Annotated in this window: 22 protein-coding genes; 11 read left to right on the top strand and 11 right to left on the bottom strand. The window is 54.9% G+C overall.

The window, feature by feature from the left end:
- Positions 1-105 precede the first annotated feature (105 nt).
- The gene (locus tag ABSH60_RS16425) at positions 106-363 is read left to right on the top strand and encodes a hypothetical protein (protein ID WP_122095792.1); all 258 of its coding nucleotides are present in this window, start codon (positions 106-108) and stop codon (positions 361-363) included.
- Between the two features lie 96 nt (positions 364-459).
- Here the strand turns inward: ABSH60_RS16425 and ABSH60_RS16420 are convergent, their stop codons facing one another.
- Complete coding sequence (locus ABSH60_RS16420) at positions 460-1,659, bottom strand: Bcr/CflA family multidrug efflux MFS transporter (RefSeq protein WP_390975793.1); 1,200 nt, start codon at positions 1,657-1,659, stop codon at positions 460-462.
- A 33-nt stretch (positions 1,660-1,692) separates the two neighbouring features.
- Positions 1,693-2,400 carry a 16S rRNA pseudouridine(516) synthase RsuA gene (gene rsuA / locus ABSH60_RS16415; protein WP_056778457.1) on the bottom strand — a complete coding sequence of 236 codons (708 nt, stop codon included), beginning with the start codon at positions 2,398-2,400 and terminating at the stop codon, positions 1,693-1,695.
- 351 nt (positions 2,401-2,751) lie between these two features.
- On the opposite strand from rsuA, the gene ABSH60_RS16410 reads away from it, so the two are divergent.
- Both ABSH60_RS16410 and rplY read left to right on the top strand, forming a co-directional pair.
- Positions 2,752-4,515, top strand: coding sequence for a DEAD/DEAH box helicase family protein (locus ABSH60_RS16410; protein ID WP_390974820.1), 1,764 nt, complete (start codon positions 2,752-2,754; stop codon positions 4,513-4,515).
- 160 nt (positions 4,516-4,675) lie between these two features.
- Positions 4,676-4,966 (top strand): 50S ribosomal protein L25, encoded by a 291-nt coding sequence (rplY, locus tag ABSH60_RS16405; RefSeq protein ID WP_056778449.1) that lies wholly within the window; start codon positions 4,676-4,678, stop codon positions 4,964-4,966.
- A 127-nt stretch (positions 4,967-5,093) separates the two neighbouring features.
- Here rplY and yejK read toward each other — a convergent pair whose 3' ends face one another.
- Complete coding sequence (yejK, locus tag ABSH60_RS16400) at positions 5,094-6,095, bottom strand: nucleoid-associated protein YejK (protein WP_056778446.1); 1,002 nt, start codon at positions 6,093-6,095, stop codon at positions 5,094-5,096.
- A 221-nt stretch (positions 6,096-6,316) separates the two neighbouring features.
- On the opposite strand from yejK, the gene ABSH60_RS16395 reads away from it, so the two are divergent.
- Together ABSH60_RS16395 and yejM are read left to right on the top strand one after the other, a co-directional pair.
- Entirely contained in the window at positions 6,317-6,544 is a 228-nt protein-coding gene (locus ABSH60_RS16395; protein WP_056778441.1) for a YejL family protein, read from the top strand.
- Between the two features lie 24 nt (positions 6,545-6,568).
- Positions 6,569-8,350: an LPS biosynthesis-modulating metalloenzyme YejM gene (gene yejM / locus ABSH60_RS16390; RefSeq protein ID WP_056778439.1), complete on the top strand. Its 1,782-nt coding sequence runs from the start codon at positions 6,569-6,571 to the stop codon at positions 8,348-8,350.
- 75 nt (positions 8,351-8,425) lie between these two features.
- Here yejM and ABSH60_RS16385 read toward each other — a convergent pair whose 3' ends face one another.
- The 4 genes from ABSH60_RS16385 to ABSH60_RS16370 are packed head-to-tail and all read right to left on the bottom strand — an operon-like array spanning position 8,426 to position 11,969.
- On the bottom strand, positions 8,426-8,926 hold the full coding sequence (locus ABSH60_RS16385; protein ID WP_390974817.1) for a thioredoxin domain-containing protein: 501 nt from the start codon (positions 8,924-8,926) through the stop codon (positions 8,426-8,428).
- Complete coding sequence (locus ABSH60_RS16380; RefSeq protein ID WP_056778432.1) at positions 8,913-9,497, bottom strand: DsbA family protein; 585 nt, start codon at positions 9,495-9,497, stop codon at positions 8,913-8,915. Before ABSH60_RS16380 ends, ABSH60_RS16385 begins: the two co-directional genes overlap by 14 nt.
- Complete coding sequence (locus ABSH60_RS16375) at positions 9,497-11,536, bottom strand: protein-disulfide reductase DsbD domain-containing protein (RefSeq protein ID WP_390974815.1); 2,040 nt, start codon at positions 11,534-11,536, stop codon at positions 9,497-9,499. Before ABSH60_RS16375 ends, ABSH60_RS16380 begins: the two co-directional genes overlap by 1 nt.
- Before the next feature lie 55 nt (positions 11,537-11,591).
- On the bottom strand, positions 11,592-11,969 hold the full coding sequence (locus tag ABSH60_RS16370) for a copper resistance protein (RefSeq protein ID WP_390974813.1): 378 nt from the start codon (positions 11,967-11,969) through the stop codon (positions 11,592-11,594).
- Positions 11,970-12,164: 195 nt separating this feature from the next.
- Between ABSH60_RS16370 and ABSH60_RS16365 the strand changes: the two genes are divergently transcribed.
- The 3 genes from ABSH60_RS16365 to ABSH60_RS16355 all read left to right on the top strand — a co-directional run bounded on the left by ABSH60_RS16365 (position 12,165) and on the right by ABSH60_RS16355 (position 15,302).
- A complete protein-coding gene (locus ABSH60_RS16365; RefSeq protein ID WP_056778422.1) occupies positions 12,165-12,407 on the top strand; it encodes a DinI family protein in 243 nt (80 codons plus the stop codon).
- A 220-nt stretch (positions 12,408-12,627) separates the two neighbouring features.
- The gene (locus tag ABSH60_RS16360; protein WP_122095796.1) at positions 12,628-14,400 is read left to right on the top strand and encodes a penicillin-binding transpeptidase domain-containing protein; all 1,773 of its coding nucleotides are present in this window, start codon (positions 12,628-12,630) and stop codon (positions 14,398-14,400) included.
- A gap of 515 nt (positions 14,401-14,915) precedes the next feature.
- Positions 14,916-15,302, top strand: coding sequence for a helix-turn-helix domain-containing protein (locus ABSH60_RS16355; protein WP_056778417.1), 387 nt, complete (start codon positions 14,916-14,918; stop codon positions 15,300-15,302).
- Positions 15,303-15,307: 5 nt separating this feature from the next.
- Here the strand turns inward: ABSH60_RS16355 and ABSH60_RS16350 are convergent, their stop codons facing one another.
- A complete protein-coding gene (locus ABSH60_RS16350) occupies positions 15,308-15,775 on the bottom strand; it encodes a DUF1348 family protein (protein ID WP_390974810.1) in 468 nt (155 codons plus the stop codon).
- Between the two features lie 110 nt (positions 15,776-15,885).
- On the opposite strand from ABSH60_RS16350, the gene ABSH60_RS16345 reads away from it, so the two are divergent.
- Positions 15,886-16,476, top strand: a complete 591-nt coding sequence (locus ABSH60_RS16345; protein ID WP_390974808.1) for a TetR family transcriptional regulator — start codon at positions 15,886-15,888, stop codon at positions 16,474-16,476.
- A 91-nt stretch (positions 16,477-16,567) separates the two neighbouring features.
- Here the strand turns inward: ABSH60_RS16345 and ompC are convergent, their stop codons facing one another.
- Entirely contained in the window at positions 16,568-17,695 is a 1,128-nt protein-coding gene (gene ompC / locus ABSH60_RS16340) for a porin OmpC (RefSeq protein ID WP_056778409.1), read from the bottom strand.
- An 846-nt stretch (positions 17,696-18,541) separates the two neighbouring features.
- Here ompC and ABSH60_RS16335 point away from each other — a divergent pair.
- Positions 18,542-20,527, top strand: a complete 1,986-nt coding sequence (locus ABSH60_RS16335) for a DUF4034 domain-containing protein (RefSeq protein ID WP_390974806.1) — start codon at positions 18,542-18,544, stop codon at positions 20,525-20,527.
- 102 nt (positions 20,528-20,629) lie between these two features.
- Positions 20,630-20,878 (top strand): hypothetical protein, encoded by a 249-nt coding sequence (locus tag ABSH60_RS16330; RefSeq protein ID WP_390974804.1) that lies wholly within the window; start codon positions 20,630-20,632, stop codon positions 20,876-20,878.
- Positions 20,879-21,137: 259 nt separating this feature from the next.
- Here the strand turns inward: ABSH60_RS16330 and ABSH60_RS16325 are convergent, their stop codons facing one another.
- A complete protein-coding gene (locus ABSH60_RS16325) occupies positions 21,138-21,674 on the bottom strand; it encodes a GNAT family N-acetyltransferase (RefSeq protein ID WP_390974802.1) in 537 nt (178 codons plus the stop codon).
- 27 nt (positions 21,675-21,701) lie between these two features.
- Entirely contained in the window at positions 21,702-22,271 is a 570-nt protein-coding gene (locus ABSH60_RS16320; protein ID WP_390974800.1) for a helix-turn-helix domain-containing protein, read from the bottom strand.
- Positions 22,272-22,348 lie beyond the last annotated feature (77 nt).

Genomic DNA, 22,348 nt, shown 5'->3' with positions numbered 1-22,348 from the left:
GCTCTGGAGATAAACATGACTTTAACGCTAAAAACATCACACCCTGAATAAGACAGTGCATTGAAAAGCATAGATAAAGACAACATAACGACCCCGGCAGAATTCATGGCTATCCGTGATTCTGCCGATCAGGCGCTGACAGTGGTAAAGAATGAGCCCACGCTGGAGGCAGTCAAAGTCTTCCAGAAAGAGATGGATGAAGCCGTGCAGTCCATGCAGAAAGTCGCGCTTGCTGCGCGTAAAAATAAAATCACGCCCGAAGAAAGAGATGCACTGATCGCCGGTGTCGAGGCACAGGTGGCATATGTGGTACTGGGGTATAAATCCAGTATTGAGCGGCTTAATACCTTTAATCAAAAGTAAGCTGACTTATTGATATTGAACGGCAGAAAAAGAAAAAGGCTGGCTAAATAATACTATTTAGCCAGCCTTTATTTTTGATCGCGTCTGCAACGGCTCTTATGATGCTTTTTGAGGCTGCGGACGGCTCGCGTACAGGTACAGCAAGGTGGCGGCAATCACGCAAAACGCCATTGAACCGACCATCGGCCAGGCACTTTTCGCGGTAAACAGTGACAGAATGGAACCAATCGCCGCACCGGTGCCGAAACGAATCGTCCCGGCCAGAGAGGCCGCGGTACCGGCCATGTGCGGAAAGTCATCCATGATCACCGCCATGGCGTTAGACGTCACCATAGCAATCACGCCGACATACCCTGCCACGCCCATCACCATCGTCCAGAACGGCAGACCGAGCAGGCAAACCACGACCAGCCAGATACCCATCGCCAGCTGCACAAACAGGCCAAAACGGAACATTTTGACGGCACCTGCGCGGCGAACGTTACGGCTGTTGATAAGCGTCAGGATCACCAGCGCCACAATATTGAGCGCAAAGTAAAAGCCGAAATTCTGCGGTGAAACTCCGTTCAGCTCGATATAGACAAACGGCCCGGCGCTGAGAAAAGAGAACATTCCGGCGAAGGAGAAACCACTCGCCAGCATGTAACTGAGCACGCGTTTATGACGGAACAGTGAGACAAAGTTGCCCACGCTGGTGCGTAAATGGAATTTTTGTCTTCGCTCTTTGGGTAATGTCTCTTTGATGTACACCGCGACCAGCGTCGCTGCGATCAGTGCCGCAATGGCCATCGCCCAGAATATCGCGTGCCAGCTGAACAGCACCATCAGCACGCCGCCCAGCATCGGAGCAAGCAGCGGCGCGACGGTCATCACCAGCACCACGAAAGACATCATCCGCGAGAACTCGTCTTTGGTGAACATATCGCGCATCAGGGCGTTGATCACCACGCTGGCCGCTGCGGCGGCTAAGCCGTGCAGGAAACGCATCCAGACCAGTTGCTCGACCGACTGCGCCATCGCACAGGCTCCGGCCGCCACCGCAAAGATCATCACGCCCCAGAAGATCACCGGTTTACGCCCGAGGCTGTCTGCCATCGGCCCGTAAAACAGCTGCCCTATCGCAAAACCCAGCACATACGCGCTGAGGGTCATTTGCACACTGCCCGCCGGAACACCATATTCCTGCGCAATCACGGGCATACTTGGCAGATACATATCGATAGCCAATGGCATCAGCATCGATATCAATCCCAGAATGAAAATTAATCCAATATGGGATACCGGTTTTTCCTGCACGTTCACCACCAAATTAATCAGATAATGAAAAAACTACCGCGGGGGCATGCCAACGCTTGCAATTTCCTGCTCAGTTAACGGACGATACTGGCCTGGCTCCAAATCTTCATCCATCACAATCCCGCCAATGCGTTCGCGGTGCAGTGCCACAACGTGGTTGCCCACGGCGGCAAACATGCGTTTAACCTGATGGTAACGGCCTTCGCTGATGGTCAGACGCACCACGCGCTCATCGACTTGCTCAAGCTGTGCCGGTTTGGTCAGGGAATCTTCGTTGTGCAGTTGAACGCCCGCTTCAAACTGTGCGGCTGTATCATCCGCCAGCGGATTTTCGAGCGTCACCAGATAAGTTTTTTCGCACTGATGGCGCGGAGACGTAATGCGGTGCGACCACTGGCCGTCGTCGGTCATTAACACCAGACCGGTAGTGTCGATATCCAGACGCCCTGCGGCATGTAGTTTGTACGCCACCGGCTCTTCGAGGAAGTACAGCACGGTCGGGTGATCGGGATCATCGGTGGAACAGACATAGCCCTGCGGCTTATTAAGCATGAAATAACGCGGGCCGGTGATTTGATCCAGCACGTTACCGTCGAATTCGACACGCTGCTCGGGGCTGATTTTCATCGCGCCGGTTTTGACGATTTCACCGTCAACGGTGACGCGTTTGTTGCGAAGCTCACGCAGAACGAGCGCGCGGCTTACACCTAATTGCTGAGATAAAAACTTGTCCAGACGCATTGGATCGGCTTGCCTTACATGGCGATCTGAGTGATCGCGTTACTGATAAAACACAAGACCCCGCCGCCGCATTCAAGCAACTGACAGGGTTCAGGGTTGTTCGATTCGTAATACTTTCAATTCGCAATTACTGCAAAACGTGATTATTACTTCGAGGGGGCAGATGCACTGCCGCATTGAGACAGAGAGTATAGCCGCGCTTAGCGACGCATCCTAGGAGGAAAGCATAAAAATAAGCAGGCTACACATTCCCACGGCGTGATTTGATTGCTCATCGCCATGCGGCAGATTTCTTGGCATACTCCACCACTGTATTTATTAACATGTAAATGAACAGGTGATGGCCGACCCGTGACTGCTTTTACGCTCCGCCCCTATCAGCAAGATGCCGTGGACGCCACGCTGCGTCATTTCCGTCAGCACGATGAACCGGCGGTGATCGTGCTGCCTACCGGCGCGGGAAAAAGCCTGGTGATTGCCGAACTCGCCCGCGTCGCCCGTGGCCGTGTGCTGGTGCTGGCGCATGTCAAAGAACTGGTGGCCCAGAATCACAGCAAATACCTGTCCTACGGGCTGGAGGCGGATATCTTCGCCGCCGGGCTGAACCTCAAACAAAGCAGCGGCAAAGTGGTGTTCGGCAGCGTGCAGTCCGTGGCCCCCAATCTGGCGGCGTTTAGCGGTGAGTTTTCCCTGCTGATCGTCGATGAATGCCACCGCATTTCTGACGATGACACCAGCCAGTATCAGCAAATCATTACCCACCTGAAAGCGCAAAACCCGCGTCTGCGCCTGCTCGGGCTGACGGCCACGCCTTACCGGCTCGGCAAAGGCTGGATTTATCAGTACCACCATCAGGGCATGGTGCGCGGCGATGCCAACAGCCTGTTCCGCGACTGCATCTATGAACTGCCGTTACGTTACATGATCAAAAACGGCTTTCTGGTGCCGCCTGAGCGGCTCGATATGCCGGTGGTAAGTTACGATTTCAGCCGGTTGCAGGCCAACAGCAACGGGCTGTTCAGCGAAGCGGATCTGAATAACGAACTGCGCCAGCAAAAACGTATCACGCCACACATCATCAGCCAGATCGTGGAGTTCTCGCAGGATCGCAAAGGCGTCATGATTTTTGCTTCCACGGTGGAACATGCGGGTGAGATTTTTGGCCTGCTGCCGAAAGGCGAAGCGGCCCTTATCAGCGCACAAACGCACGCCGTCGAACGCGACCGGCTGATCACGGCATTTAAAGCGCAGCAGTTACGCTATCTGGTGAACGTCTCGGTGCTGACCACCGGTTTTGACGCCCCGCACGTGGACTTGATCGCCATTTTGCGTCCGACGGAATCGGTCAGCCTGTATCAGCAAATCGTCGGGCGCGGGCTGCGTCTGGCGCCGGGTAAAACCGATTGTCTGATCCTCGATTACGCCGGAAACCCGCACGATCTTTTCACGCCGGAAGTCGGCAGCCATAAACCGGCGGGCGATAACAAACCGGTGCAGGTCTTCTGCCCCGCCTGCGGCTTCGCCAATATCTTCTGGGGGAAAACCACCGAAGACGGCACGATCATCGAACATTTTGGCCGCCGCTGTCAGGGCGTGCTGGAAGATGACGAGGGCCAGCGCGAACAGTGCGATTTCCGTTTCCGCTTTAAAAGTTGCCCGCACTGCGGCGCGGAAAATGATATCGCCGCGCGGCGTTGCCACCAGTGCCAGGAAATTCTGGTCGATCCGGACGATATGCTGAAAGCCGCACTGCGCCTGAAAGATGCGCTGGTGCTGCGCTGTAGCGGCATGAATCTGGAACAGGGGCGCGACGATAAAGGCGAATGGCTGAAAATCACCTATTACGATGAAGACGGCGCGGATGTCTCCGAACGTTACCGTCTCAGCACGCCCGCCCAACGCATGGCGTTTTTGCACAATTTCCTGCGCCCTCACCAGCGCGCACCGGGTGTACCGCTGGAATGGCAGACGGCGGCGGATATCGTCGCCCTGCAAGTTTTACTGCGCCACCCGGATTTCGTGGTGGCCCGCATGAAGGGCCAGTTCTGGCAGGTGCGGGAGAAAATGTTTGATTATGAGGGGCGATACCGGCGTGCCAATGAACTGCGCGGGTGAGTAAATAAGCGAATACTGGCTATTTATATTGCTGCCACCGCCCTGCTCCGGTATCATACCGCCCGCTTTCGCCTTGTGTGGAAGCCGTAATACTCAACTCGTCACTCGGTCGCAGGTGGCGGGGCAAATCTTAGAAGTAGTGCTAATAGAGAAACATACAATGTTCACTATCAATGTTGAAGTACGTCCGGAAGCAGAGCAGGGCAAAGGTGCGAGCCGCCGCCTGCGTTTAGAAAACAAATTCCCAGCTATCATTTACGGTGGCTCAGCTGCTCCAGTTTCAATCAAACTGGACCATGATTCTGTTAAGAACATGGAAGTTAAAGCGGAGTTCTACTCTGAAGCTATTACTCTGGTTGTCGACGGTAAAGAAACCAAAGTTAAAGTTCAGGCTGTTCAGCGCCACCCGTTCAAGCCAAAACTGGCTCACATCGACTTCGTTCGCGTTTAATCGCTGACTAAGTTGTTGCGCATCGGGACGCCGTGCGAGAACAAATAAAAAACACCGCTCAGGCGGTGTTTTTTATTGGGCGCTGTTCAGGTTTTCTCCCCCCTTTCATAAGGGAGAGAACCGGGAATTACTTCCCGCTTTTACGCTGCAACTGATCCCGCAGATTGGGTGGCGTGCCTTTAATGGTCAGCGTATCGGTCGCCGGATCCCAGAAAATACGTTCGCCCATCAGCATGGCATCGAAATTAATGCTCAGACCGCCGCCGCTGCCGGCGAATTTGGTCAGCTGACGCAAGGTGCTGCGGTCCGCCGGGAACGTCTCTTCCAGCGCGTATCCCTGCTCCTGAGTAAACTCTTTGAATTTCTTGTCATTCCACGGCGGCAGCTCTTCGGACAAATCATCCAGGGCGATTTCTTCGCCTGCCTGCAACTGCTCATTACAGTAGGTGTAAACCTGCTGACGGTAATTCTGACGCTCATTTTTATCGAGCTGCGCTTCGGTACAGAAATCATCCACCGCCTGTAACAAACCACGGTTTTGCGCTTTGGTGTCCAGACCCACGGACGCGCCGAGGAAATCCATGAAGAAGTCAGAAACTTTGCGCCCTACCCGACCTTTAAGGAACGTCAGATAACGGGTGGATTCAGGATTGGTTTCCCATTCGGTCAGATCGACACGCGCCACGATGTCCGCGTGGTTGATGTCCAGATAATGAATACTGCTCACATCCAGTTGCTCATTCACGCGCATACTGCTGCGGCTGTTCAGCACCGCGACCAGTAAATAATCCACCGCCAGGAAGCGATAATGGCAAAACAGCACCACGCCGCCTTCGGCGAACGGATATTTAGCCAGCTCGTCACGCAGGCGGCCGGTGGCGGCGCGGCTGAATGACAGGAAATCATCGTCCCCTTTGCGGCAGCCACGCAGTGCAACGGCCAGCTCGCTGTCTTCGTTGAACAGACCGTACGCTTTGCTTTTTGCACTGTAGACGCGGTGCAATTCCGCCATCATTTCATCAACGGCAGCATTTGGCGTCAAAAGCGTGTCGCGCAGCACAACATCCAGCGTTTGCTCATCGCGTTTGTTCAACTGGTGCAGAGCGATCTGCTCGATATCCAGACTCATGGGGAATTTCTCCTGTTAGAAATGCAGCCGTATAAGGGGGGTTTGCCTGCGGGGCGTATTCAAACACTGAAGCGCCAAAGCCGCAACCACTCCCGCCGCTGAAACACTGATTAATAGATGCGATCAATACCGGAACGTTATCTCCGTTATAAAAATGCGGAAACTGATGCCGTGATCAGCTAAGATATTGGACTTTGTCAGATCAAGAAGCACAATACTCTATGGCACAATCATCCCGTTACAGTGACGAACATGTTGAACAGCTCCTTTCCGAGCTGGCAACCGTTCTTGAAAAGCACCGCGCCCCAACCGATCTTTCTCTGATGGTTCTGGGCAATATGGTGACTAACCTGATTAATACCAGCGTCGCTCCTGCACAGCGCAAAGCGTTATCACAGTCTTTTGCTAATGCCTTGCAAGCGTCGATAAGAGAAGATAAAGCCCATTAATCCATTACTTGCCCAATACCTCTCATGGTGACAAATAGTCAGCGCTATCGCGAAAAAGTTTCCCAGATGATCAGCTGGGGGCACTGGTTCGCCCTGTTTAATATCCTGCTCATTCTTGGGATCGGCAGCCGCTACCTGTTTGTTTCTGACTGGCCTTCTTCCCTGCAAGGGCGCATTTACGCGCTGGTCAGCTGGCTTGGGCATTTCAGTTTTATCGGTTTCGCCGCCTATCTGCTGATCATCTTCCCGCTGACCTTCGTGGTGATGTCGCAAAGGCTGTTGCGTTTCCTGTCAGCGATACTGGCGACTGCCGGGCTTACGCTGGTGCTGGTGGATACCGAGGTCTTTACCCGTTTCCACCTGCACATCAATCCTGTGGTTTGGGAACTGGTCGTCAACCCCGGACGGGGCGAGATGGCGCGCGACTGGCAGCTGATGTTTATTGCCGTGCCGGTGATTTTCCTGCTCGAAATGCTGTTCGGGACCTGGGCATGGCAAAAGCTGCGCAGCCTCAACCGCCGCAATTTTGCCAAACCCATCGTCGTGCTGTTCATCGTCAGCTTCTTTGCCTCGCACCTGATGTATATCTGGGCGGATGCCAATTTCTATCGCCCGATCACCATGCAGCGTTCAAATCTGCCGCTCTCTTACCCGATGACCGCGCGCAAATTCCTTGAAAAACATGGTCTGCTGAATGCCGAAGAGTACCAGCGGCGCCTTATCGAGCAGGGAAATCCGGAAGCGCTGGCGGTGGAATACCCGCTCAACAGCATCACGTTCCGCAATACCGGCACCAAATACAATCTTCTGATGGTGGTGCTGGACGGCGTGCATACTTCCACGCTGGATAAGGACATGCCTGCACTGAACGATTTTGCCAAACAGAACATCCGTTTTGAGCAGCATTTCAGCTCCGGCAATCGAGATGATACCGGCCAGTTCGGCCTGTTCTACGGCATCTCGCCGACCTACATGCAGGGCATTCTCGCTGCCCGTAAACCTTCTGCGCTGGTGACCTCGCTGGAACAGCAGGGCTACGAGTTTGGCCTGTTTGCCTCTGACGGCTTTGATAATCCGCTGTACCGTCAGGCATTACTGACCGACTTTACGCTGCCAGCGCCGGTGAAACAGTCCGATCAACAGACGGTGGCGCAGTGGCAACAATGGCTGAACGTGCGCGGCAATGGCCCGTGGTTCTCCTACGTGAATCTGAACGGCATCAGTGCTTCGTTGCGCCAGAACGGCGACAGCGTGCCGGTGGGGAATACCTTTATTCACCGTTACCAGCGCGGCGCACAAAGCGTCGATCAGCAAATCACGGCTATCCTGCAATCGCTAAAAGATCGCGGTGAGCTGGATAAAACCGTGGTAGTGATCACCGCGTCGCACGGCATTGAATTCAATGAGAACGGTACCTGGGGTTCAGGCAATGCCATGAACCGCCAGCAGTTGCAGGTGCCGCTGATCATTCACTGGCCGGGCACACCGGCACAGAATATCGATAAGCTGACGGCACATGCCGATGTAATGACCACGCTGATGCAGCGCCTGTTGCACGTCACCACATCGCCGGCGGATTACTCGCAGGGTGAAGATTTGTTTGCTGCGAAACGTCGCCACAACTGGGTGACCACCAGTGACGATGGCACGCTGGTCATCACCACGCCGGACCAGACGCTGGAACTGGAAAGCGACGGGGATTACCGCGCCTTCGACGCCAACGGCAAACACATTAAAGATCAGAAACCTGAACTCAGCCTGCTGCTGCAGGTACTGACAGACGAGAAACGCTTCCTGGCTAACTGATTCGCTTGTGTTAAGAAAAAGGCCTTCACCGATGCGTCAGTGAAGGCCTTTTTGTTTGTCAGTGGCGCGGGCGGTTTACAGCCCCGCCCACCATAGTCTGGCTTTCAGCCCCCATGAAGACGTCCAACCGGTGGTGCTACTGACCACCTCGCCTTTACTGATGATCACAAACGTCGGCGTCACGCCCACATCCCACTGCGAAGAGATCTCGCCGCGCGGATCATTAACCACCGGCATGACGAAATGTTTCGCGGTCAGATACTGCTGAATTTTTGCCGCATCGCCCGAACGCAGCGCCACGGTGATCACATTCCCGCCCTCTTGCGCCAGCGTTGCCACCCCTGGCGTGGTCATCTTGCAGATCCCGCACCACGTCGCCCAGAAGTAGACCAGCAGCGGCCGCTGCTGGCTTTGTTCGAGCAGCGTGATGCGTTGCCCCTCCAGAGTTTGCAGGGCCTGATTGCCGAAATTCGCCGGAGCCTGCGGCGCCCGCAGGAAATCCATGCCGGACGTCACGGCAATGATCAGCAGCGCCATCACCGCCCCTTCGCGTAACCGGCGCTTAAGTTTTGTCATGTTGTGCCTTCGCCAGTTGCTCCTTCACCAGTTTGTTCAGATCTTCCCAGCTGATGGCACCCGCCACCAGCTGATCGCCAATGATCGTGGCTGGCGTCCCCTGAATGCCCAGCACTTCCGCAATTTCCACGTTGGTTTTCAGCTCAAGATAACTGGCTGGCGTAACGGTGATCGGCGCCAGTCCGACACTTTTCACCGCCTCCACGGCGCTGGCCTCGTCATGCGGCCCTTTTTTGGACATCAGGCGCTGATGTACAGCCAGAAACTTGTCGGGATGCTGCTCCCAGACGGTCATCGCCGCGCGACCGGCAATGATCGAGCTGGCACCGCGAAAAGGCAGCAACTTGATCACCACCGCTACTTGCGGATTTTCCTTCACGACGCGTGCGAGCAGCGGATCAAACTGTTTGCAGTACGGGCAGTTGTAATCGGTAAAAGACACGATCGTCAGCCGGGGATTTTTGGCACCAAAGTGCGGCGTGGCCGGATTATTGAACAGCGTCTCTTCCGGCGTCATCGCCAGCACAGCGGGAGACATCACCATCATCAGTATCAGCATTAACATTTTCATTATTCAGCTCCCTGGGCATTTTTCAGCCCCTTTAACACGGCTTCGCGGGTCAGCAGCGGCGACAGAATCTCGCCATCAGGCCGCTGCGGGCCATAAATTTGATTGAAGGGTACGGCGACGCTGCCGCGCTTTTGCAAAAATTCATTGATGGAGGGCGACGGCAAACTCCAGTCACCGCGCAGGGCGACGACCTGTTTGTCCGTCAGCGCCTGCTGCACATCATCACGCAGCAGGACATTGTATTTATTGGCTTTACAGGTCACACACCAGTCAGCGGTAACATCCACAAACACCACTTTTTTCTCTGCCAGCGCATCACGAATCGCCTGCTCTGACAGCGGTTGCCAGCGAATTTCATCCCGCGGGGGGTGGATACCGGTGTTCCAGGAGAGGCTGAAGAAGAGCGCCAGCCCCGCCACCAGCCCGGCACCGCTGGCGATTGCCGCAGCGCGCAGGCCATAACGGCGTGCGCAGGCCACCACCAGTATCAGCAGCAGAACCCCGGCGATGACCATTGCCCCGCGTTCGGGCAGATGGTTTTGCAACAGGCTGAGCAGCCACAGGCAGGCGGCGAGCATCAGCGCACCGAGCGCCATCCGCACACGCAGCATCCAGCGGCCAGGGCGCGGAAGCCGCAACGCCAGACCCGGCCAGAGGGCGATCATCAGCCACGGCAGGCTCATGCCCATTCCCAGCATCAGAAATAACCCCCACAACACCGGCAACGACGCCGCCAGCGCAAAAGCCACGGCGGTGCCAAGGAAAGGCGCAGAGCACGGCGTTGCCAGCAAGGTGGCGAAGGCGCCTTCGGCAAAATGACCGGCTAAACCGCTGCGTTTTTGCGTCGCCAGCCGCGTGGTCAGGCGGGAAGGCAGCGTGATCTCAAACAGGCCCAGCAGATTGGCGGTGAACAGCGCGGTGACCGTCACCATCAGCCCGATAAACCATGGGTTCTGAAACTGAATGCCCCACCCCAGCGTCTGATTCGTGGCGCGCAGCACCGTCATCAGTAGCGCCAGCGCGAGGAACGACGTGATAATCCCGGCGGATGAGGCCAGAAACTGCACCCGGACGCGTTGCCGGTCACGGTGTTCCACCTGCAAAATTGTGCCGAGTTTCATCCCCAGCACCGGCAACACGCACGGCATCAGATTGAGAATAAATCCGCCCGCCAGCGCCATCAGCGCGATCTGCCACAGCACCGCACCGCGGCCTGCGGGCGCGGGCAGCGCCCCGACGTTCAGGTTAAGTTGCTGGGCAAGGCCGCTGTCTGCCAGCACCACGCTGACGCTTTTGCCACGCAGATCCCCGGCCACATCGCCCCACTCGTCAGTCACCGGCAGCGTGACCTGTAACTGCGCCCCGTCCACCTTCACGACCGGCTTACCAAACGCACTGCCGTCGAGCGTATCAATAAACAGCTCGGGGTTTTGCCAGCCCTGCTCGCGATGAGCAGAAATCAGCAGGCTGCCCGTGCGATAACCTGCCGAGGCGCGGTCTGTCAGACCTTGTGCAATAGGCACTTTTCCCATCGCGATGGCAAACTGGCGGGCAAAATCCTCACGGTCAGCGCCCGCGCCGGGCTCAAGGCTGAAGGGAAAATCAGTCAGAATACAGACGTTGCTGCACACCGGCAGCGTCAGTGTACCGGCGAGTTTCTCAGGCACCTGACCGCTGATGATCAGCGGCAAATCGACGTTATCGTGATAGCCCTGCGTGGTGATGCCCGCCACGTCAAACCGCGACGGCGTCGGCCAGAACCAGGTCACGGCACCGGCGACAGCCTCGCTTTCCCAGCTAACGGACGGCGCAATGCCCCCTTCACCGGGCGAGCGCCAGTAGGTTTTCCAGCCTTTTTCCAGACTGACCGACAGCAGCATCCGGGTTTCTCCGGCCATGCCATCCGCAGGCTGCGCCTGTAAACGCACCCTGGCATGTGTATTTTGCGGACTTTGCAGCCAGCCGGAATCGGCTGCTGTTCCGGCGTGCAGCCAGAGCATCAGAAAGCAGCCAAACGCCGCCCTGAATAAACTTCGCATAGATTTTCTCCAAAAATAAAAAGGTCACCTTCCGTTGAACAACGCAGGTGTATTTTTATTCCCGGAAAACGCACAGCCGCAGATGCACCCGCAATCGGGGCACCGGCACGGCGTCGGGGAGACGTAAGCGAATGGCCGCCATCGTGCCGCGTGACAAAAAGGCCAGCAGCAGGCTCAGCGCCAGCAACGCAAATTCCAGGAGGAGAGGCGGAACAGAAAGCAGTGATTTACTGCTCAGTTCGCAGGGTGTGGGGAGGGTGTCCACCCCGGCAGGCTTTTCAGCCAGTGCAGAAGACGCGGGTTGCGTCACAAGAGGCTGATTCAAAATGGCAGATAACGCGTTCAGCCCGGCAATGCGCTGCGTCATACAAGTCAGTATGACGAGACAGGCCAGGCAAAAGAAAATCAGTGCTGAACGCCGTTGTTTATCCACATTTCCCTCGTATAGTTCGCTGCCATTCTAGCGGGCAGGAAAACATTCACAAGGGTTATGGTTGGCGAATTACATGAATTTACGCTGAAAAAGGTGAATCTGATTCCACCGTCAGGGTCAAAAATCGCTAGAGCAGACCGGTCAGTTACTGTATATTTAGCCAGTTAATCACATACAATAATCACGAGGAAAGTTATGCGGGTTGAACTGATTTTTGACAAACGGAATGTCTCCGGCATCCCAAACGCCAGTGAAAAAATTGAAGCCGAGCTGGCGAAACGTGTTCACCGAATGTTCCCTGACGCGGAAGTCAAAGTGAAGCCCATGCAGGCGAACGGCCTGAATACTCACGGGGCCAGTAAGCAGGAACGCTCACAATTAAATCAAATGTTAGAGGAAATGTTCGAAGAAGCGGATGAATGGCTGTCGGTGGAATAAAAACGGGCTTTGCCGTTGCACTTGCTTACAAAGCGCAATTGAAATAAACAATCCATGCCTTTGGCTTAATATAAGATGTCGGTGATATACGAAATTCATTATCAATCAGAGCGATGAGTCGCATTATATTGGGTACAGACTGGAGAGAATTATCCGGTTTTTATTGTCCCCGCCTCCTCGCTTTTCGCTTCAAATGCATTCATGACTTTGCGAAACCGCCATGCCACCGAGCTCAAAAAAATCCAGCGCCCAACCCCACTTTTATGCCAAGCGCTTTGCGCTGATTTGTCTGGGCATTGTCTGTTGTATGGCACTTCTGCTTGGCCGGGTGGGATATTTACAGCTGCTGAATCAGCCGATGCTGGAGAAAGAAGCCGACTCCCGCTCGCTGCGTTCCAACGTCATTCCTGCCGTACGTGGCACGATCTCCGACCGTAACGGCCACCCGCTGGCGTTAAGCGTCGCATCGAAAGACATCGTGGCCGACCCGTTCCGCATCCTTGAATTGCACAGCGATTTGAACAGTCCGAAATGGCAATATCTGGCCTCCGCGCTCAATATGCCGCTTTCGCAGTTGCAGCAAACCATCAACAGCGATCCGCAGCGCCGCTTTGTCTACCTTGGTCGCAAAATTGAAGAAGGCATTGCCGAAGATATCGGTCAGTTGCATCTCGGCGGCATCAGCAGTATTCACGATGACAGCCGCTACTACCCGATGAGCGAAGCCGCGGCCAACCTGGTCGGGGTGGTCGGCACCGACAATGAAGGGCTGAACGGCATCGAAAAAGGGTTCAATGCGCTGCTGGAAGGCAAGCCGGGAATGCGTGAATACCGTCAGGATCGCCACGGTAACGTCATTGGCGTGCTCAAAGAGGTCGCTCCGCAACAACCGCCGACCATCAATCTGAGCATCGACAGCTTTATGCAGTACGTTCTTTACTCGCGTCTGCGCACCGGCGTTCTTCTCAACCAGGCGGAATCTGGCGCCGCCGTGCTGGTGGACGTCAATACCGGCGAAATTTTAGGGATGGCGTCGTTCCCCTCCTACAACCCGAATAACTATGCCGGTGTCGCGGTCAAAGACATGCGTAACGTCGCCATCAGTGACAGCTTCGAGCCAGGTTCTACCGTGAAACCGCTGGTGGTGATGGCCGGTCTGGCACGGCGGATGATCCGCCCTGATTCCGTTCTCGATACCCACCCCTACACCGTTAACGGCCACCTGATCAAAGACGTCGGCCACTGGCCTGCCCTGACCATCACCGGTATTTTGCAAAAATCCAGCGACATCGCGGTGTCCCATATCGCTCTGGCAATGCCAGCCAACGTGCTGGTGCAACTCTACCAGTCGTTCGGGCTGGGCAAACCTACAGACTTGGGTATCGGCGGCGAAAGCAGCGGTTATTTCCCGGCGCACCGTGAACGCTGGGCAGACATCGAGCGTGCCACCTTCTCGTTCGGTTACGGCCTGCGCGTGACGCCGCTGCAAATCGCCCGCGAGTACGCCACGATTGGCTCAGAAGGGATTTATCGCCCGCTGTCGATCACCAAAGTGACGCCTCCGGTACTGGGTACCCGGATCATGTCTGCTGACGTGGTGCGAACCGTCATTCATATGATGGAAAGCGACGCCCTGCCCGGCGGCTCCGGCCTCAGTGCCGCGGTTCCCGGTTATCGTTTGGCGATCAAAACCGGTACGGCAGAGAAAATGGGCAGCAGCGGCAAATATGACGGCGGCTACATCAACTATACGGCCGGTGTCGCACCGGCCAGTAATCCGCGCGTGGCGCTGGTGGTGATGGTCAACAATCCGCAGGCCGGTAAACACTTCGGGGGTTCAGTGGCTGGCCCGATATTCGGGCAAATCATGGGCGAAGTCCTCAATCACATGAATATCGCCCCGGATGCGCTGGTGCCTGAAACGCCGCCGACCACTGTCATTAACGGCGGTCAGAAAACCGATCTGGTGAGACGTCCGGCCACCGAGGGATAGCGCCGCAGCAGCGCTGTCACTGGATTTGTGCGGTAAATAGGGTTAACGTGCGCGTGATTTGTTGGTAAAACTGATGCTGGTAAACACACAGGTTTTCAGCACAGAAGTGACGTCATTTGCAGGTTAGCCCCACGCTGGAGGAAGAGCTCAGGCTCTGATAGAAAAGAATGAAGCGGCTATTTATCGTTTTGCTGGTATTTGTAGTGGTCTGTATGGGTGTTATTGCGCTGAATATGCAGGGCAGCGGCCCCTGGTAACTGAGGTATCCCTATGCCAACCCGTAAGAACTTTATTATTCTGATCGTTCTTATTCTCGTCGGGATCGTACTTCTGGACGATGGCATTGCCAGATTAATTCACTGGATGCTGTTGCGGTAAATCATGGCCCGTCAGGCTGCACGCGCAGTTCTGATCTGCGGGCCATTTTTGTGAACCCTTCTCATCCGCAAGACCTGCCACGCCATCATCGCTAAGTCGTGTATAATAGGCCTATTCGACATCAATACAGACTGGTTATGGCTCAAGACATTCATCTCGCAATCGTCAGCGCACTCAGCAAATGGATCGAAGGCCATCTGGGCCGTGTGATCCATCTGGAAGAACTGGCTGAGTACTCCGGCTATTCGCTCTGGCACATGCAAAAACTGTTCAAGGAATCGACAGGCATTTCTCTGGGGAAGTACATCAGGGAACGTCGTCTGGCGAGCGCTGTTTATCAGCTGAGCAGCAGTGAAACACCGATTTTTGATATCGCAATGGATTTCGGATTCGGCTCGCAGTCGCATTTCACCTACATGTTCCGCAAGCGTTTTAATATTACGCCGCATGAATTCCGCCAAAACCCCGACATCAAACTCGATGTTTCTCCGCCGCTGCATCTGATCCACCAGAAATCAGCCTGAGGCTGTTAAAAACCCATCTCCGTCAGGCCCGGATGCGTATCCGGCCTGCGCCCCAGCGGCCAGTGGAATTTGCGTTCACTTTCCTGAATCGGTAAATCATTGATACAGGCGTGACGTTCAAACATGTGTCCCTGCTCGTTGAACGCCCAGTTCTCATTCCCGAAACTGCGGAACCAGTTACCCGAATCATCTTTCCATTCATAAGCAAAACGCACTGCAATCCGCTCACCATCAAACGCCCATAACTCTTTGATCAGCCGGTATTCCAGCTCTTTGGCCCATTTACGTTGTAAGAAAGCCACCACGGCATCCTGCCCGTTCACGAATTCGCTGCGATTTCGCCAGCGGGTATCCGCCGAGTAAACCTGACTGACCCGCACCGGGTCGCGGCTGTTCCAGGCATCTTCCGCCAGACGGATTTTTTCGATTGCGCTTTCACGGCTGAAGGGGGGCAACGGCGGTTTAGTTAACATAAGCACCTCATGAGGAAAAAAGGATGTAGACAAGTCTGTCTACACAAAAGCCTAGCGCATGTAGACAGAGTTGTCTACAATCGATGCATTCACTTCCGGAGGTTTTTTCAATGTCTGTCGATCGTTCTGCCCTGTCCGCCCGTGACCGGATCTTACTGACCGCCCATGACTTGTTTTACCGCGAAGGGATCCGCGCCACGGGGATTGACCTCATCATCAGGCAAGCCGGGGTGACCAAGGTGACGTTCTATCGTCATTTTGCCAGTAAGAATCTGCTGGTCAGCGCATTTCTCGATTACCGGCATGAACGCTGGATGACGTGGTTTGAGGAAAAACTGGCGCAGGAAATGGACGCGTGTGCCGGCGATTTTCCGCTGGCGCTGACGGCAACGCTGGCCGAATGGTTTGAGTCTGAGGATTTTCGCGGTTGTGCGTTTATCAACAGCGCCCTGGAATTTTCGGAACCGCTGCCGCAGGTGCTCGACATCGCGGCCAGCCATAAACAGCAGATGGCCGATGCCATCGCGGCCTGTCTTCCTGAAAGCGCGGAGCGTGCATTCAGCGCGCAGGCCATTGCGATGATAACTGACGGAGCCATTGTGACCGCTCAAATCAACCGCAACATCCCGCAGGTGCTTTCCATGCTCAAAGCCACGCTGGTGGCTTTTACCGGGCAGCCCCCGGCGGTTCAACGCCCATAAAAAAACGCGGCCGGTAAGGGCCGCGCTTTTCTCACGCTTTCACTGCTTTTCTATCATCCTGAGCGTCATTCTGTGTCTGAGAAAGGCACGCTTAGAACTGATACACCAGACCTACCGCCGTCACGTCATCGGTATTGATACCGGCGTTATCGGTGAAGGTGCTGCTGTCGATCAGGTTAATTTTGTAATCAACGTAGGCCGACATATTTTTGTTGAAGTAGTAGCTCGCGCCCAGATCGACAAATTTCACCAGATCCTGATCCTGATAGTTGTTGCCCAGACGGTCTGTGCCTAAATCTTTACCGCGCGTTTGGTTATACGCCACGAACGGACGCAGACCAAAGTCGAACTGGTAGCTGGCGTAGGCTTCAAACGCCTGAGACTGGTTGGCATAACCGTAAGCTTCTGAATCGGTAGAACCGAAGCGGGAAGCGTTATATGCCTGAGTGAACATCGCCGCCAGGTACACATTGTTGGCGTCATATTTCAGACCCCCGGTGTAACCTTCCGCTTTTTTACCTTCGCCCATAATGCCCGGAGCGGAATTCTGCTCGTCAGTACGGTCGGAGTTAAAGAAAGCACCCGCCACGCTGACGCCTGCGCCAATATCGTAGCTCAGAGACATACCGTAACCGTCACCGTTCTGCGTCAGCACATCACGGGTACCCGGCTCACCGCCGCCGCTGTCGTTTTTACCCTGATATTGCAGGGCAAAGTGCAGGCCATCCACCATGCCGAAGAAGTTATCGTTACGGTAGGTCGCCACGCCGTTAGTGCGCTGGAAGAGGAACTGATCCGCGCCGTAGGTGGAACCATCGAACTCAGGCTGCATGTCGGTCCAGGCGGCGACGTCATACAGCACGCCGTTGTTACGACCGTAATCAAATGACCCCATATCACCAAATTTCAGACCCGCAAACCCGTAACGGGTAAATGCGCGATCGCCATCGTCAGAGCTTTCTGCCTGATTAGCCTGAACCTGATATTCCCACTGACCGTAGCCGGTCAGCTGGTCGGTGATTTGCGTTTCTCCTTTGAAGCCTAAACGGATGTAGCTCTGATCGCCGTCAGAACCCGCGTTGTTGGAAAAATAGTGTAAACCATCAACTAAACCGTAGAGGTCCAGTTTGTTGCCATCTTTATTGTAAACTTCTGCCGCACTGGCTGATCCTGCGACCAATAACGCAGGGATCATGAGCGAAAGAATACGGAGTTTCATTATATTTATCCTCGATAGGTGTCGAGCCGCGCCACTGAATGTAAAGTATCGTTTTTTCTTTTTTACTGAGGTAAAACTTTTTTAAGAATTGTTGGCCCGACATGGCAACCCCATTCTCTGGATATAACGACGAATAAGCCAGAAAGAAAATGATACGAAGTTAGTTAAGACATTTCTTATTTATTGATAGATGTAACAAAATATTAAAAAAGAGTCAGTTTGCGTCTGTTTATTTTTGTTAAATTAAAGCACGCAAAGCTAAATTATCATTTAATTCAATTAAATCATTAAGTTAATACAAATAATTACCGCACTAAGTGATAAAGCAAACGCCAAACAATAATATATACTTCTCCTCGCTATCATCATTATTTGTTATTGAATTACCCTCATTCCCCGTTTTGTGGAAACAACAGCCGGCCCTTTGTGGTCGGTTTTTTTTTGCTTGCGGATTAATGGTTGCGTGGCGTGATATTAAATGCGGGTGGTTATTACACATATTGACATTCTTCCTCCATAATTAATTCACCCTTTCTCCTTATTTCAGACAACCATTTAATTAATATCCGATATCTAAATACCGAAATAGACAGGGAATAATGCCGGTTTATTCAGCGTTAAATTGTGCAGGGTTTGTTCGTCACTCAGGAGCGGATCCGTTACTATAGCCAGCATAATTTCCGCTGCGGGACGCGACACCGCCTCCTCGCCACGGCAAGCATGAAGGGATCTACCTAAAGTCAGAGCAATCTCGCTGACCTGTGCGCATAACAACGTTAGACTGCGTTGCCACGTAATACCTTCTTTATACGATAGTTCAGGCTCCTCAACCGTTCAGGGAAACTCATGCCGCACCAGGATCAGTCCGACACCCTATCCAAAGCCAGAATGCTGCTGGCAACCCGCCGTTTTCTGAAACTCGACGAGTGGCTGTTGTCACTGATGCGTGGATGGCAGAATCAGACTGAAGGGGATTCCGTGTATGGGCTGCTGATGCATCCCGCAACCTTATTTACCGGCAGCGAGACTCCACCGCTTAATGCGCTGGAAATTCTCAGCGACTGGGCGCAGCAATGTCCGCAGAGTTACCACGCCCACGTTTTGCTCGGCATGGTCTGGCATGAAAACGCCTGGCTGATTCGCCAGACAGCGGCCGGTGAGGAAGTGGAAGATCACCAGTGGCTCGGTGCTCAGCTGTGCTGTGATTACGCCGTGCTGGCTTTTTTACGTGCAATAGAATTGCATCAGCGCCCGACGCACGCCTTCCGCCATATGATGAATCTCAGCGGCGGATTCGGTGAACCCTACTGGCTAAAATCTCTGTTTGCCGGTGAAGTTCCGCTGCCCTTGCATGAGAAGTTTTCGATTCAGGGCAGCGAAATCTGGCAGGCCGGCGTCGCCCACATTCATGCGCTCGGATTCGAACCGGCGACACAGTGGCCGCAGACGTTACCGGTGGCGTTGCAGGACACCCGCAAACAGGATGAAGAACCGGTGGATCACTGGCTGCGCATGGCGATGTCCGTGCGTCATGCCGACGTCGGCACCATGGAGTCCTATCTGCTTTTCCATTCCGCCTTCTGGGGCGGCAGCGATGAACAGCAGATGTTAATCATCGACAGCCCGCTGTGTGCGGAATTCAGCGAAGAAGAACGTAATCAGTTTCGCGCCAACGCCTTGTGCGATGCGCTCTCCGGGGATATCGCCGATCGCGATTCGCCCCGCGCCCTTGAGTTACAACAGCGTCTGGCCGAGCTCCTGGCGCAGTCTCTTGATCCGGCCACGCGTATCCGCCTGCTGGATCTGGCCGGAATTTGCGTGGCCTACTGGCAGGATGACGATCAGGCAGGTTTAGCCGTCTATCAGGAACTGTTTGCCGTCAGCCCGCAGGCCATGCCGGGAGATTTCGCCACGATGTTTATTTCCCGCGCGGTGCTGGCGAACGGCCACGAAGAAGGCATGCCGGTGTTGACGGCGCTGCTGACCCGCGCCCTCAGCCAGGCGACTCACCCGACGCTGGTGGCCTTTGCCGCCGCCGCGCTCGGATACGGTTTATACGGCTTACCGGCAAAACCGGAGCTGTGCGCAGGGCTGATGGATCACGCCTGGTCGCTGATGCAGCAATCCGGCGACGATCGCTTCGCAAAAGATCTGGTGACGCTGGCACACGATATGGCGATCAATGACGATCTGGATGCAGCGCATTTCCTGATGACCGAAATGGCGCGTCACGGCAGCGCCATCCACTGTTATGAGCTGTATTTTTTCTATCGCAACACCTGGCATCAGGACGTCCCCGCGCAGTATCACAACGACAGCAACGCCATGGATTGTGTGCTGAGCGCAGCACGTTCCGGCATGGTTCCGGCGATGTTCACCTGCGCAAACGCCCTGCGCGAAGGCCTCGGTGGTGAACCCGATTACGAGCAGGCAATGCAGTGGTATCAGCGTGCGATGGATGCGGGGCATTTATCTGCCGCCTACTGGCGCGCGAGTTGTGCCCTTGATAACGGTTCAGACGCACAAAAACGTCAGGCGGCCGAGCAGTGGTTGCCGGAGATTTTGCACAACGCAGACCATCCCGATCGCGCCGAAGCGGCCTATACCCTCGGCATGGCGTGGCTGACCGGCACCGGCGTTAAGAAAAATCGTTACATCGCCGGTAAATTTATGGAGTTTGTACTGGAGCTGAATCCTGAATCTGAAGCGGCTAAGCAGGTGCATGATGAGCTTAACGGCTCACTCAGATCGCGGATGAACCTGTGGCAGGATAAGCGGAAAGTTGAAGGTAATGATCCGACACGGGGGTTTAGGGGGCGGTTGCCGGAGTAAAGGGTGGTTATGGGATACGTTATCGTCAAAACCGTGAATATTTCGGTTTCTCAATAGCGTTGCTCGCCTGGCTTTTCGCGCCGAAACCGAGCAGAGAGGAAAATGCTTTTCCTCTCTGCACTCTCCTCGCTTTTTTTAAACACGCGCTGCCGCTGGGTCGATGGACATGATCTGATACTCCCCAATGTGGCGCAAAATCTTGCCGCTGCGCGGTTCCCTCCCCGCGGGATTCGAGCCCTGCGTCTCGAACCCCCGGTCGGCCAGATTTTTGAGCGCGCCATCTCACTATTTTTAAAGATAAAACCCAATCTGCCCCTTTTAATTTTTAAAAAATCAAAGTTAGTGAGGTGACGACCTAAAAATCCCCCAGCCGCGCTCAAAAATCGCGCCGGAGGAGTGGTGGAAAACCGCGCGTTTTTTTGCGCGGGTTGAAACCCGACGGGAGGGGACTGCGCAGCAGCGGGATTTTGCGGCAATAGCGGAGGGTGCTGAAACATAGCCAGCGAGCGGCAGCGCGCAGTGAAAGAGCCTGGGGGTCTTGGGGGTGGCGGCGATAAGCCACCCCCAAGTCGGTGTGGGCCGACGCCCACGACCTTGAACTTGAACTTGATCAAACCAGCACCTTATACATCACACTCGTGGATTCCAGAATCCCCGTGGTAGACATCGCGTAATGCGGAATTGTGCCGCTCAGCACGAAACCGAGATCCTCATATAAGGTCTGCGCCGGGCTGCCGGTAACGGTATCGAGCACCAGCAGCGTTTTTCCTTCCACCCGCGCCAGCGCTTCTGCCCAGGCCATCAGCTGGCGGGCAATGCCCCGGCGACGCCCGTCGGGATGCACCATCAGTTTGACGATATCGCCCCGATGTGCGCCGTTGGCAGGCTGATCAACCACCAGCTGCACCGTCCCGATAATGATCCCGTCAAGCCGCGCCACCAGCAGACGCCGCTCCCCAAGCTCGAAAGCGGGTAACAGCTTTTGCCAAAACGCCTGCGCCTGCACAAACCCAAACGGCAGCACAAAACCGATACTCGCCCCCAGCGCGACGGACTGCATCAGCGTATCGGCTAACGCCTCCAGATCGGCCACCGTCAATGCACCGCCCTGCACTTCACTGATCACTACTTCACTGACACTTTGCATAGAGTTAAGCCTTATTTCTGACAGAGTTTAAGGACGGGTGATAACGATGGCATAACGCGCATCGGCCGGGCCCGGAACATAAAAAGAGGAGGAACCATGAAGATGAAAACGCAGACAGTCGCCCGGTTCGAGCCGGTAACTGCGCGTATCCAGTGTGAAATCGAGCAGCCCTTCCAGCATCCAGATGTGCTGCTCAAGACCCACAACCGGCGGTGAATCGTAGACAATCGTGGCACCGGCTTTAAGATGCCCGGCAATCAGCTCCGCGCGAAATCCCGGCGCCGGTGCAGACACAGAACGGCGCTCAAAGCCGGTTTCGCGGTCATGCCAGACCGGTTGCTGTGCGGCGCGGATAAGTTCTGGCGGATTATCTTCCAGCGCCATCAGCAGCCGTGAGGTGGTCAGCCCGTAGGCCGCACTCAGTTTACCCAGCACAGACGCCGTCGGGCTGGTTTCAGCGCGCTCCACCCTTGAAAGCGTTGCCCGGCTGATCCCCGTGCGCTGCGCCAGAGACTCCAGCGACCAGCCCTGTGCGATGCGTAATTCCGCCAGCCTTTCTGCCAGCCGCAGATCGTGACTTTCCTGCCCGTTCTCCATTTCATTACCCCGCCTGATTTCTCAATACAGGGAAATTATCTCTTATCAGGGAAACAGGCAAGTTAATATAATGTAAT

The sequence above is a fragment of the Rahnella sp. R3(2024) genome, assembly GCF_042920125.1.
Classification (GTDB): domain Bacteria; phylum Pseudomonadota; class Gammaproteobacteria; order Enterobacterales; family Enterobacteriaceae; genus Rahnella; species Rahnella rivi.
This window is presented reverse-complemented; position numbering and strand designations above follow the sequence as displayed.